General features: G+C 70.4%; 8 protein-coding genes, 1 tRNA gene and 1 pseudogene. 5 read left to right on the top strand and 5 right to left on the bottom strand.

The genetic code is table 11. The features are described 5' to 3' along the window. Window positions 1-5 precede the first annotated feature (5 nt). Window positions 6-1,460 carry an AMP nucleosidase gene (locus tag ACYVO7_RS05525; RefSeq protein ID WP_460449124.1) on the bottom strand — a complete coding sequence of 485 codons (1,455 nt, stop codon included), beginning with the start codon at window positions 1,458-1,460 and terminating at the stop codon, window positions 6-8. A gap of 229 nt (window positions 1,461-1,689) precedes the next feature. On the opposite strand from ACYVO7_RS05525, the gene ACYVO7_RS05530 reads away from it, so the two are divergent. Next, window positions 1,690-3,771 carry an FIST N-terminal domain-containing protein gene (locus ACYVO7_RS05530; protein ID WP_460448836.1) on the top strand — a complete coding sequence of 694 codons (2,082 nt, stop codon included), beginning with the start codon at window positions 1,690-1,692 and terminating at the stop codon, window positions 3,769-3,771. A 33-nt stretch (window positions 3,772-3,804) separates the two neighbouring features. Here ACYVO7_RS05530 and ettA read toward each other — a convergent pair whose 3' ends face one another. Then, window positions 3,805-5,460: an energy-dependent translational throttle protein EttA gene (gene ettA, locus ACYVO7_RS05535; RefSeq protein ID WP_460448837.1), complete on the bottom strand. Its 1,656-nt coding sequence runs from the start codon at window positions 5,458-5,460 to the stop codon at window positions 3,805-3,807. A 237-nt stretch (window positions 5,461-5,697) separates the two neighbouring features. Between ettA and ACYVO7_RS05540 the strand changes: the two genes are divergently transcribed. Beyond that, window positions 5,698-5,773: transfer RNA gene (locus ACYVO7_RS05540), tRNA-Ile, on the top strand. Between the two features lie 12 nt (window positions 5,774-5,785). Here the strand turns inward: ACYVO7_RS05540 and ACYVO7_RS05545 are convergent. The 3 genes and pseudogenes from ACYVO7_RS05545 to ACYVO7_RS05555 all read right to left on the bottom strand — a co-directional run bounded on the left by ACYVO7_RS05545 (window position 5,786) and on the right by ACYVO7_RS05555 (window position 9,041). After that, window positions 5,786-7,504: an FAD-dependent oxidoreductase gene (locus ACYVO7_RS05545; RefSeq protein WP_460448838.1), complete on the bottom strand. Its 1,719-nt coding sequence runs from the start codon at window positions 7,502-7,504 to the stop codon at window positions 5,786-5,788. Between the two features lie 10 nt (window positions 7,505-7,514). Continuing rightward, window positions 7,515-8,320: pseudogene (locus ACYVO7_RS05550) on the bottom strand (shikimate dehydrogenase family protein). A 40-nt stretch (window positions 8,321-8,360) separates the two neighbouring features. Beyond that, window positions 8,361-9,041, bottom strand: coding sequence for a hypothetical protein (locus ACYVO7_RS05555; protein WP_460448839.1), 681 nt, complete (start codon window positions 9,039-9,041; stop codon window positions 8,361-8,363). 196 nt (window positions 9,042-9,237) lie between these two features. Between ACYVO7_RS05555 and ACYVO7_RS05560 the strand changes: the two genes are divergently transcribed. From ACYVO7_RS05560 to ACYVO7_RS05570, 3 genes are read left to right on the top strand one after another with little or no spacing between them, the layout of a single operon-like run. Then, on the top strand, window positions 9,238-9,957 hold the full coding sequence (locus tag ACYVO7_RS05560) for a TetR family transcriptional regulator (protein ID WP_460448840.1): 720 nt from the start codon (window positions 9,238-9,240) through the stop codon (window positions 9,955-9,957). Between the two features lie 28 nt (window positions 9,958-9,985). Beyond that, window positions 9,986-10,891 carry an NAD-dependent epimerase/dehydratase family protein gene (locus ACYVO7_RS05565; protein ID WP_460448841.1) on the top strand — a complete coding sequence of 302 codons (906 nt, stop codon included), beginning with the start codon at window positions 9,986-9,988 and terminating at the stop codon, window positions 10,889-10,891. Between the two features lie 11 nt (window positions 10,892-10,902). Then, complete coding sequence (locus ACYVO7_RS05570) at window positions 10,903-12,123, top strand: M24 family metallopeptidase (protein WP_460448842.1); 1,221 nt, start codon at window positions 10,903-10,905, stop codon at window positions 12,121-12,123. The last annotated feature ends 1 nt before the right edge of the window (window position 12,124 follow it).

Here is a 12,124-nt window from a genome sequence, read left to right on the forward strand (position 1 = left end):
GCTCGTCAGCGGAAAGGCGGCTCGTCGAAGCTGCGCAGCTTGCGCGAATGCAGCTGCTCGCGCTGGCTCTTGAGCATGTCGAGGGCCGCGATGCCGATATTGAGGTGCTCGCCGATGGCGCGCTCGTAGAAGGCGTTGGCGGCGCCCGGCAGCTTGATCTCCCCGTGCAGGGGCTTGTCGGAGACGCACAGCAGCGTTCCGTACGGCACTCTCAGCCGGAAACCCTGCGCGGCGATCGTGCCGCTCTCCATGTCGACCGCGATCGCCCGCGACAGGTTGATGCGCCGCCGCTCCTGCGTCCAGCGCAGCTCCCAGTTCCGGTCGTCGTTGGTGACGACCGTGCCGGTCCGCAGCCGCCGCTTCAGCGCCTCGCCGCGGTCTCCCGTCACCTGCGCGGCCGCCTCCTGCAGGGCGACCTGCACCTCCGCCAGGGCCGGGATCGGCACGTCCGTCGGCACCAGCGCGTCGAGGATGCGGTCCTGCCGCAGATAGCCGTGCGCCAGTACATAGTCGCCGATCACCTGGCTCTGCCGCAGCCCGCCGCAATGGCCCACCATCAGCCATGCGTGGGGCCGCAGCACCGCCAGGTGATCCGTGATGTTCTTGGCGTTGGACGGGCCGACCCCGATATTGACCAGCGTCACCCCCATGCCGCCGGGCGCGGTGAGGTGGTAGGCCGGCATCTGGAAGCGGTGCCAGGGCGCGTCCGCCACCAGGGCGTCGACCTCGGCCGACGGCATGCCGGGCCGGATCACGCCGCCGCCGGGCAGCGCCAGCGCATCGTGCGGGCCCGCGCCCTGCGCCAGCTTCTCCACTCCCCACCGGACGAACTGGTCCACATAGCGGTGATAGTTGGTGAGCAGGATCCAGGGCTGGATCGATCGCCAGTCCGATCCCGTATAGTGCACCAGCCGCCGCAGCGAGTAGTCGACCCGCACCGCGTCGAAGAGCGACAGCGGCCGGGGCTCTCCCTCGCGGATGACGAAGTCCCCGTCGGCGATCTCGTCGCCCACCGCCGACAGCAGCGGGGTCGGAAAGAAGCGCGCCAGCTCGGCCGCCGTCACGCCTCCGCGCCCCAGCTCGTCGCCGCGCTCGAACACATACGGATAGGGGATTTCCTGGTCGCCCGGGCCGACGGAGATCACGGCGCCGAACTCGTTCACCAAAGGCCGCAGCTGCTCCAGCAGATAGGTTCTGAACGCCTTCGGCTGGGTGATCGTCGTGGTGTAGACGCCGGGGGCCGGAAACTTGGCGAAGGCCCGCCGGTTGGTCGCCGGCACGCCGTCCGGTTGATAGACCAGCGACAGCGCCGGATAGCGGAACGCGCGCCGCTCCTCGGCGCTGGGCGGCGCTCCATGCGCCAGATAGCGCTCCAACGCCCCACGAAGGGCCGCGGTCGCGGCGTCGTAGAGCCGCTCGAGCGCATCCACCGCGTCCTCGGCGGACGCGACGATGCGCATGGCGGGCTGGTCGTGATGCAGGTCGGCGCCGGAAACGGACACGATGATCCTCGCTTGCGTTTCCTCAGCCAGATACGCCGGGCGGCGGGGGGAAGTCAAAGCGGGGCCGGCGCTTCGCAAGCCGCGCGCCTCCGTGGCGACGCATCGTCCACAGCGTCGATTTAACAATTGTCAATCAAATCTTCAGCTTCAGGCGCCACCTTGTGCAACCGACCCAACCGGATGCGCCATGCTCGCCCGCCTCTTCCAGCACTTCTCGCCGCAGGTCCAGCCCGCCGCGCCGGCGACTCTCGTCCAGCCGGACCCGGCGCGCGAGGAGCCCCGGCCCGCCCCCGTCCACATCGCCACCCGCGTCCTCAGGATCCGGGAGCTTGCGGACCTGAAGGCCGACGCGTTCCACATGAACGGCGAGCCGGCCGCGCTGACGCTGGCCTTCGTCACCCCGCACGGCGACTTCGCGGCCGCCATGGACGCCCTGCGCCGCGTCGCCCCCGCCGCGACGACGCTGCTGGGCGTCTCCACGGCGGGCGAGCTGTGCAGCTCGCCCGAAGCCTCGCTCTATCTCCCGGCCGACGCGCCGTGGGACACCGTCGTCGTCCAGACTTTCTCTCGGGCGATGATCGCCGACGTGTCCATCGCGGTCGTCGACCTCCATTGCGGCGACATCCGCGCGGGCGCGGTCAGGCACACCGAGGCGGAGCGCGTCGCGCTGATCCGCCGCGAGGTGGAGCAGATTTCGCCCCGTTTCACCATCAACATGCAGGACACGCTGGCCCTGACCCTGGTCGACGGCCTGTCGGCCAGCGAAAGCTTCCTGATGGAGGCGATCTACCAGAGCGGCCGCTTCCCCTGCCTGTTCGCAGGCGGATCGGCCGGCGGCGCCTTCGATTTCAAGAACACCTGGCTCTATGACGGCCGCCGCGCCGTCCAGAGCGTCGCGATCCTCGCCTTCCTGAAGGTGGCGCCGGAATTCCGCTTCGGCGTCCTGAAGACGCACAATTTCCGGCGCACCAAAACCAGCTTCCTGGTGCTGGAGTCCGACCTGCCCAAGCGCACCGTGTCCTTCGTCGCCGGAGAGGACCACCTGGAGCCGGCGTCGATCATCGACGCGCTCTGCAAGGTCCTGAAATGCACGCGCGCGGATCTCGCGGCCAAGATGCGCAAGCGCACGCTCGGCATCGAGCTCGACGGCGAGATGTATGTGCGCTCCATCGCCAATATCGACCTGGAGAAAGGCGCCATCGCCTTCTTCTGCGACATCGGGCGAGGCGACCGGCTGTGGCTCCTGGAGGGCGAGGACATCGCCGACTCCACCGCCCTGGCCTTTGCGGAGTTCATGCGCGACAAGCCGCGGCCGGTCGGCGCCATCCTGTCGGACTGCATCTGCCGGCGGCTGAACAACGGGCCCGACCTGGCGCGCATCCGCCTCTTCGACGGCGTCCCGACGGCGGGGTTCTCCACCTTCGGCGAGCTCCTGGGCATCAACATCAACGAGACCCTGTGCGCCATCATGTTCTTCCACGTCCCGGCCGGAACGCCGTTCCGGGACCGCTACGTGGACGACCTGCCGGTGCACTACGCCCGCTTCTCCAGCTACTTCCTGCACCGCCGGGTCGCTCACGCCGACTATCTCGGCCAGGCGCGCCGCCGGCTCATCGACATGCTCAAGCATGAGCTGGAGGCCGGGGCGCGGCTGGTGGAGCAGATCAACCTGGTGAGCCAGAAGGTCGGCGACCTCTCAAACGACATCGCCAGCGTGGAGGCCAAGCTCACCGACACCACCTCGGCGCTGGGCGTCTACGAAAGGTCCCGCGCGCAGCTGGACGCCGAGCTCGGCAAGCTCACCGAGGTGGGCCGCGGCATCGAGACGGTGCTCAACGTCATCAAGGGCATCGCCGACCAGACGGCGCTGCTCTCGCTCAACGCCACGATCGAGGCGGCGCGGGCGGGCGACGCCGGGCGCGGCTTCGCGGTCGTCGCCAACGAGATCCGCAAGCTCTCCACCGACACCAAGATCGCGCTGGAGAAGGCCGCCCACGGCATGGAGCGCTCGGGCGGCGAGGCCATCTCGCTCATCCAGTCGGCGGTCGACGCCGTCGGGCGCCAGGTGCACGACACGTCCCAGACCGTGCGCGTCGCGCGCGGCTCCAGCCAGCGGCTGGAGCTGGAGCTGCGCGGCGTGCTGGAGGTGGCGCGCACCCGCTTCGACGAGCTGCGCACGGAGCTGGGCAGCTTCAGCGACTACAACGACCAGGTCACGCGCCTGTCGCGCGTCGCGTCCCGCCTGGCCGAGCTGGACCGCGCGGCCTGAGCGGCGCGGTCCTGGAGGAAGCGGGCAAGCGCCTCAGCGCGAGAACTTCTTGTACTTGATCCGGTGCGGGATCGTGCTGTCGATGCCGAGGCGGCGCTTCTTGTCCTCCTCGTAGTCCTGGAAGTTGCCCTCGAACCACTCGACATGGCTCTCGCCCTCGAAGGCCAGGATGTGGGTGGCGATGCGGTCGAGGAAGAAGCGATCGTGGCTGATCACCACGGCGCAGCCGGCGAAATCCTCCAGCGCCTCCTCCAGCGCCCGCAGCGTGTCGACGTCGAGGTCGTTGGTCGGCTCGTCGAGCAGCAGCAGGTTGGCGCCGCTCTTCAGCATCTTGGCCAGATGCACGCGGTTGCGCTCGCCGCCGGAAAGCATGCCGACCTTCTTCTGCTGGTCGCCGCCCTTGAAGTTGAACGCCGCGCAATAGGCGCGCGAGTTGAACTCCCGCTTGCCGAGATAGATCACGTCGTTGCCGCCCGAGACCTCCTCCCAGACGGTCTTCTTGTCGTCCAGCGCGTCGCGCGACTGGTCGACATAGCCGAGCTTGACGCTCTCGCCGATCGTGATGGAGCCCGCGTCCGGCTGCTCCTGGCCGGTGATCATGCGAAACAGCGTCGTCTTGCCCGCGCCGTTCGGCCCGATGATGCCGACGATGCCGCCGGGCGGCAGCTTGAAGGTCAGGCCGTCGATGAGCAGGCGGTCGCCATAGCCCTTGGACAGGTCCTGGAAGTCGATGACGTTGTTGCCCAGCCGCTCGGCCACCGGGATGATGATCTGCGCGGTGGTCGGCGCCCTGTCCGACTGCTTGGCGACGAGGTCCTCGTAGCGCTGGATGCGCGCCTTGGACTTGGTCTGCCGCGCCTTCGGCGAGGCCTGGATCCACTCGCTCTCGCGCTCCAGGGCGCGCTGGCGCGCCTCGTCCTCGCGGCCCTCCTGCTGCAGGCGCTTCTGCTTCTGCTTCAACCAGGACGAGTAGTTGCCCTCGTACGGGATGCCGCGGCCGCGGTCGAGCTCCAGGATCCAGCCGGTGACGTTGTCCAGGAAGTAGCGGTCATGGGTGACGATCAGGATCGCGCCCGGATAGTCGCGCAGATGGCCTTCCAGCCAGGCGATGGACTCCGCGTCGAGATGGTTGGTGGGCTCGTCGAGCAGCAGCAGTTCGGGCTGCGACAGCAGCAGCTGGCACAGCGCCACGCGGCGGCGCTCGCCGCCGGAGAGCTTGGAGACGTCCGCGTCGTCCGGCGGGCAGCGCAGGGCGTCCATCGCCTGGTCGACCTTGGAGTCGAGATCCCACAGGCCCTTGGCCTCGATCTCGTCCTGCAGGGCCATCATCTCGTCCGCGGTCTCGTCCGAGTAGTTCATGGCGAGCTCGTTGTAGCGGTCGAGCACGGCCTTCTGGGGCGCGACGCCGTCCATGACGTTCTCGCGCACCGATTTCGCCGGATCGAGCTGCGGCTCCTGGGCGAGGTAGCCGACGCGCGCGCCCTCTTGCACCCAGCCGTCGCCCACGAACTCCTTGTCGATGCCCGCCATGATGCGCAGGAGCGTCGACTTTCCGGACCCGTTGACGCCCAGGACGCCGATCTTGGCGGTGGGGTAGAACGACAGGTGGACGTTATCGAGAACCTTCTTCCCGCCCGGATAGGTCTTGGAGAGGCCCTGCATGTGATAGACGTACTGATAGGAGGCCATGGCCGCCCTTCCGTTCTGCGCCGAGTGGGACTGGATTGCGGCCTATCTAGCAATCGCGGCTTCGCCCGGCAAGGGACGCGACCGCAACGCCTCCGCCCGGGAAGCGCCCCGTCCGGCCGGCCGTCGAGCGACAGGCCCGCCCAACGCTGAAGAACGCGCCGGCGTCGCGTCCAGGGCTCGTCTTCGAGGCCCATGGAGGGGTTGCGCACCGGGTCGCGAAACCCTAGGAAACGCAAGGGGCCTGTAGCTCAATGGTTAGAGCCGACCGCTCATAACGGTCTGGTTGCAGGTTCGAGTCCTGCCGGGCCCACCACCCTCCCTCCCGTCACTCCGTCGTGCGCCCCAGGGCGTGCTGGACGGCGCGGTAGGCGAAGGCGATGGCGGGGCCGATGGTGACGCCGGGGCCCGGATAGGTTCCGCCCATGACGGAATGCGCCTCGTTCCCGCAGGCGTAGAGGCGCCCGATCGGCCGGTCATCGGCCTTCAGCACCTGCGCCCACGGGTCCACCGCCAGGCCCGTCGCCGCCCCGATGTCGGCCGGATAGAGCCGCACCGCGTAGAAGGGCGGGGCGTCGATCCTCCCCAGAGTGGGGTTGGGCAGGCCGGCGGCCGCGTCGCCGTTCGCCCGGTGATAGGCGGTCGAGCCGCGGCCGAATTCGGGATCCACGCCGGTCTCCGCAAAGGCGTTCATGGCTGCGACGGTGCTTTCGAGCGCGGCCGCGTCGATCCCGAGCTTCCCGGCCAGCTCGGCCAGGGTCCGGCCCTCGACCAGATAGCCGTCATCGAGGAAGGGCCGAAGCGTCTTCGCGCCCATGCGGACCATGCCGAGGCCGTATTTCCGCAGGCCCGCCGCGTCGGTCACGATGAAGCTCGGGATGCAGGGGGCCGTCCCGTTCGCCTCGAACATCGCTTTCGCGAACAGGTGGTAGGACGTGGACTCGTTGACGAAACGCCTGCCGGCCTGGTTCACGCAGACCGTGCCGGGCTTGCTGCGGTCCATGACGAAATGCGGGAAGACCGCCGTGCTTCCGTCGGCCCGCTTGCGGATCGAGACCGGCGCCCAGAACGCGTGGTCCTGGGCGCCTTCGCCGAACCGCGCCCCGAGACGGAGCGCGAGGTCCTGCAGGGCGCCGGTCGCGCCGGGCGCGCATGGGCTCTCGGCCGGCGCGGGCGCGTGCAGCATCTCGGCCCGGCGGGCGGGGTGGCGGGTGAAGCCTCCCCCGGCGAGCACGACGCCGCGCGCCGCCTGGACGCGCCGGACCACGCCCTCGCTTTCGAGCACGACGCCCTCCACCCCGGCCGGGCCGGCGACCAGTTCGCGCGTCTCGGTCCGGACGAGGATGTCGACGCCCCGCTTCTTCAGCGTCAGCAGCATGCGCCCGATCAGGGCGTTGCCCATGACCAGCCTTGTCCCGCGCCGGCCGGCCAGCCGATCCAGCCCGTATCGGCCGAGGATCCTGACCGCATGCAGCGTCGAGGCGAGGTTTTTGCCGAGCTTCAGCAGGTGGCCGATGTCCGTGCGGTCCACCATCATGCCGCCCAGGATGGTGAATTCGGGGATCGGCGGGCGGATCAGGCCGAGATCCTCGCCCAGCTGTCGTCCGTTGAACGGCAGGGGCTCGAGGGCCCGCCCCCGCAGGGTGGCGCCCTCATGCTGCTGCTCGTAGTCGGGATGCGTCGCGTAGGGACGGAAATGGACGTCGCTGTCGCGTTCGAGCCGCGCGATCGCGGCCGGGCCGCTCTCCAGGAACGCGTCCCGCAGGCTCCGCGGCGCATGGTTTCCGACCACGGCGGACAGGTACCGGGACGCGTTCTCGACCGTATCCTCCGCCCCGACCGTGGCCGCATGCAGGGAGTTCGGGATCCAGGCCGACGCGGCCGACAGGGCCGTCGTGCCGCCCAGATGCCCGGTCCGCTCCACCAGCAGCACCCGTGCGCCGTCCAGCGCCGCGAAGGCCGCGGCCGCCATTCCGCCCGCCCCGGCGCCGAGCACGACGCAATCGTAGGCCGCCCCGTCGACGATCTGGTCGAGCGTCCGGATCACGGGCGCGGCCTCAGGACGGGTCGGCGAAGAGGAGGAAATCGACCATCGCTCCCTGCAGGGCCTGGTACATGTCGGTCCCGGTCGACGTCCTGCAGCCGAGCCGGCGCGCCGCCGCCACCAGCGGAGACACCGCCGGGGACGTGATCACGCATCCCACCATCATGGCGGCGGTCAGGCGGGCGAGATCCACCGGCGGCGGGTCTTCGGGCCGCATGCCCGCCGGGGTCGCGTTGGCGATCAGGTCGAAGCCCGACGGGTCCGGCGAGCCCACGCTCACCTTGGCTCGGCCGAGGCCGTCGAGGCGGCCGATCAGGCTGTCCCGGCGCGACGCGTCCGCGTCGTGGATGGCGAGCGCGCTCACCCCGGCTTCCACGAGGGCCAGCGCGATCGCCGACCCTGCGCCGCCAGCGCCGACCAGCAGCGCGCTTCGGCCGGCCGGGTCGAAGCCCTGCTGGCGGAGCGCGCCCACGAAGCCGAGGCCGTCCACCATCTCTCGCCATGCCATCCGCCGTCCGGATTGCGGCGCATGATGTTGCAGGCGCGCAGGAATCGGGCCCTGTCGGTCGCCGTTCGGCAATGCTCGAAGCAGCCGAACTTGTGCGGCACGGTGACGATGACGCCGTCGAGGTTCTTGATCCGGTCGCAACTTGCCAGGAAGGCCTTCAGGTCCTCGGTCGCCACCTGCACGGGGGCCAGCAGCCCGTCATGGCCGCGCGCCGCGAAGGCGTCCGTGACGCCGGCCGGCGACTTCACCTGCGCGATCGGGTCTCCGACGATGATGTTGAGGCGGGTCGCGCCGCTGAGTTGAAAAGGCACCTTGCACGCTCCTGGAGCCGGCGCGAAGCCCGCGCCGTCCTCACCGCATCGGGGACAGAAGTTCGAACTCCAGCGCATAGGCGTTCGAGGCGATGTCGCGCGCCCCCGCCCCGGCCAGGATCGCCCGCATGTCGGCGTCGGCCCGCGTCAGGACGGCGGGGCCGAGGCCTTCGACCAGGACGAGATGGCTGAAGGTCGCCGGGTGGACGCTGGGCCGCATGCGCGTCTCCGCCGTCTCGCCGCCGGTCGCCGCCGCTTCGTGCCTGGCCACGTGGACGGCCGTCACTCCGGGGAGCGCCCGCAGGCGCAGCGCCGCCGCCGCGAGGTCGCCCTCGAACCGGGCCCGGTCGCCGTCAGGGGCGGCGAGGCGGACGGTGGCCATGCCGCCGCCGACGCCCTGCCCCACCGTCAGCAGCACCTCGCAGCCGCCCCGCAGGAAGGAGGTCATGGTCGGCTGCACGCGGTTAGACCACGCGGTCGGGTCGTTCAGGCGCGCCAGATAGCCGGGCGAGCGGAACGTCTCGAGATGCGCGCCCTCGTAGAGCGTGAAGGTGGGATGGGGCTCGAGCGACCAGTCGGTGAAGCGGCGGCCGCGCAGGAAGCCCGGGACGCCGAGCCGTTCCGGCATGTGCTCGTGGGTGTGCCAGGCCTGGTACTCGTCCTCATGGCCGGGCTGAACGCCATGCCAGATCCCCACAAGCGCTTGTCCCAACAGCGGCATTTCGCATATCCGGATTGCGACGGCGCCGTACGCGGCCCGCCGGGCCCTTGCGCGAAGCCGCGGAACGTCCCAACGTCTTGCGCCGCAGCTTATTATCTGACTAGTTAGTGAATTAGGGCGCCGGTGTCAAACGACGTCCCTGAAGCCGGCGCGCCGGCGGCCCCGGACATGGCCTCGCCAGGATGAGAACGAGTCGATGACTCTGGACCGAATCGACCCGCGAACGACCCGCCGCCGCCCGGGCCGCCCCCGGAGCCACGGCGCGGGCGAGGCGGGCCCCCAGGGTTCGGCCGAGGGACCCCAGGCCGACATCCTGCGCGTCGCGACGGAGGAATTCGCCGCCAACGGGCTGAGCGGCGCGCGCGTCGACGCCATCGCGGAACGCACCCGCACGACCAAGGGGATGATCTACTACTACTACGGCAGCAAGGAAGGCCTCTACATCGCCGTCCTGGAGCGCGCCTACAGTTCCATCCGCTCGGCCGAGGATCACGCCCGCTTCGCGAGCCTGCCGCCCCGGGAGGCCGTCACGGCGCTCGTGGAGGCCTCCTTCGACTTCCATTGGAAGAACCCGCATGTCGGGCGCCTGATCAGCATCGAGAACATCAACGGGGCGCGCTACCTCGAGCAGGCGCCGCGCATCAAGGAACAGAACGTCTCGGCGATCGCGGCCTGGGATCTGGTGCTGACGGCCGGCCAGAAGGCGGGGCTCTTCCGCCATGACGCCAGCCCGGTCGACCTGCACGCCTTCGTCAGTTCGCTGTGCCTGTTCCGGGTGACCAACAGGGCGACCTTCAAGGCGATCTTCGACATCGACTTCGCCGACGACGCCGTGCGCGCGCGGCATCGCAGGCTCATCGTCGCGATGGTCCTCGATTTCCTCTGCGGCGCGGACCACGCGCCGGCGCAGGCCTGAGCAGCCTGGATCCAAGGGAGTGCAACGCATGAAGATCCTGATCACGGGCGGCGCCGGCTTCCTGGGCGCCTGGATCGCCAAACGCCTCGTCGAGGGGGGCTGCGAGGTCCGCATCTTCGACCGCAACGACGATCCCCGCCTGGTGCGCGCCATCGTCGGCGAGGCCGGCGACGCCATCGAGTTCCGCACGGGCGACGTCACCAGCGGCTCGGACGTCCTCGCGGCCGCCGAGGGCTGCGCCAGCGTCGCCCATCTGGCGGCGCTGCTGACGCCGGCCTGCCAGGCCGACCCGATCCGGGGCGCGAACGTCAACGTCAACGGAACCCTGAACGTCTTCGAGGCGGCGCGGACGCTGGGCCTGCGATCCGTCGTCTACGCCAGCAGCGCCGGGGTGTTCGGCCCCGCGGATGGCGTCCATCCCGCGCCGAGCACGCTCTACGGCGCCTACAAGCTCGCCTGCGAGGGCATCGGCCGCGCCTACGCGATCGACCATGGGGTGGCGAGCGTCGGCTTCAGGCCCCTGGTGGTCTATGGGCCGGGCCGCGAGGTCGGCTCCACGGCCGGGGCCACCCTCGCCTGCCGCCACGCCGTGGAGGGCCGCCCCTACGCGATCCCGTTCACCGGCGAGACGGACATGATCTTCGTCGACGACGTCGCGGCCGCGTTCGCGGCGGCGCTCCTGCGCCCCATCAAGGGCGCCCATGTGTTCAACCTGCGCGGCGAGGTCGCCAGCGTGGACGCCATCATCGCCGAGATCCGCAAGCGCGCCCCCGGGGCCCGGCTCACGGCCGAAGGCCCGCCCGTCCCGATCACGTCGCAGATCGAGGCGCATGACCTGGCCCCGGTGCTCGGCCCGTTGCCGACCACCTCGCTGGCCGAGGGGATCGAACGCACGATGGCGTTCTACCAGGCCGCCGGCCGGTCGGCGGCCTGAGGCGCATGGCCATGGCCCCGACCAGCCCCGCGCCGGCCCTCCCCTTCTCCTTCGCCGCGCTCGACGACCGCCTGGAGGAAGCCGGCGTCGACATTCTCGTCGCCAGCTCCAGGCACAACCTGGCCTATCTGCTGGGCGGGCACAGGCACCACTTCTTCGAAGCCGCCGAGGCCATCGGCGTCAGCCGCTACCTGCCGCTGCTGGTCTATCCGAAGGGGCGGCCGGACCAGGCGGCCTACATCGCCTTCCGCAACGAGAAGGACGCCATCGCGAACCGTGCGCTGGAGGGCCGCGCGCTTTGGCCCGCGGCGGTGCGCGCCGGCGCGTCCGGCGTCGCCGACGCGGCGGCGCTGGCGATCGACCACATCCGCGCGATCGGCGGCCCGGGCGGCCGGATCGGCGTCGAGACGCACTTCCTGCCCTGGCTCGCCGGCCAGGCGCTGCGGGACGCCTTCCCGGCCCATGGCCTCGTCGACGCGAACCGCCCGCTGGAGCGGCTGAGGGCCGTCAAGAGCGACGCGGAGCTGGACCGCCTGCGGGAGGCGTCCGAACGGGTGGTCGCCGCCATGCAGGCCGTCATGCGCACGACCCGTCCCGGAACCTCCAAGCGCGCCATCGAGCGCGCCCTCAGGCGTGAGGAGGAGGCGCGCGGGCTCCTGTTCGACTATGCGCTGATCACGCTTGGAACGAGCCTCAACCGCGCTCCGTCCGACCAGGTCTGCCGGGATGGGGACATGATGTCTCTCGACTCGGGCGGCAATCTCGACGGCTATATCGGCGACCTCTGCCGCATGGCGGTGTTCGGGGAGGCCGACGCCGAGCTGGAGGACCTCCTGGGGGAGGTGCGGACCGTGCAGGACGCGGCGCGCAAGCCCCTGGCGCCCGGCGTTCGCGGCGGCGACGTGTTCTCCTTCGCCCAGGCGGCCCTCGCCGCCCTGCCCTCCGCCGCATGCACGACCTTCGTGGCGCACGGCATGGGCCTCGTCAGCCACGAGGCGCCCAGGCTCACCGCCCAGGGTCCGATCTCCTATCCGGCGGACGACGCCGACCTGCCGCTCGAGGCCGGGATGATCCTCTCGATCGAGACCACCCTTCAGCATCCCCGCCGCGGCTTCATCAAGATCGAGGACACCGTGGCGATCACGCCCGACGGACATGTCGGCTTCGGCGACGAAGGCCGCGGATGGACCCGGGCGGGCCTTGAGCAGCCGCCCCGAAAAGCAGGACCCTGAT

Source organism: Alsobacter sp. SYSU BS001988 (genome assembly GCF_054796215.1).

Excerpts from the sequence above, each read along its gene's own strand:
- ACYVO7_RS05555 (WP_460448839.1), bottom strand. The coding sequence starts at position 9,041 with ATGCCGCTGTTGGGACAAGCGCTTGTGGGGATCTGGCATGGCGTTCAG.
- ACYVO7_RS05565 (WP_460448841.1), top strand. The coding sequence starts at position 9,986 with ATGAAGATCCTGATCACGGGCGGCGCCGGCTTCCTGGGCGCCTGGATC.
- ACYVO7_RS05570 (WP_460448842.1), top strand. The coding sequence starts at position 10,903 with ATGGCCCCGACCAGCCCCGCGCCGGCCCTCCCCTTCTCCTTCGCCGCG.
- ettA (WP_460448837.1), bottom strand. The coding sequence starts at position 5,460 with ATGGCCTCCTATCAGTACGTCTATCACATGCAGGGCCTCTCCAAGACC.
- ACYVO7_RS05560 (WP_460448840.1), top strand. The coding sequence starts at position 9,238 with ATGACTCTGGACCGAATCGACCCGCGAACGACCCGCCGCCGCCCGGGC.
- ACYVO7_RS05525 (WP_460449124.1), bottom strand. The coding sequence starts at position 1,460 with ATGCGCATCGTCGCGTCCGCCGAGGACGCGGTGGATGCGCTCGAGCGG.
- ACYVO7_RS05530 (WP_460448836.1), top strand. The coding sequence starts at position 1,690 with ATGCTCGCCCGCCTCTTCCAGCACTTCTCGCCGCAGGTCCAGCCCGCC.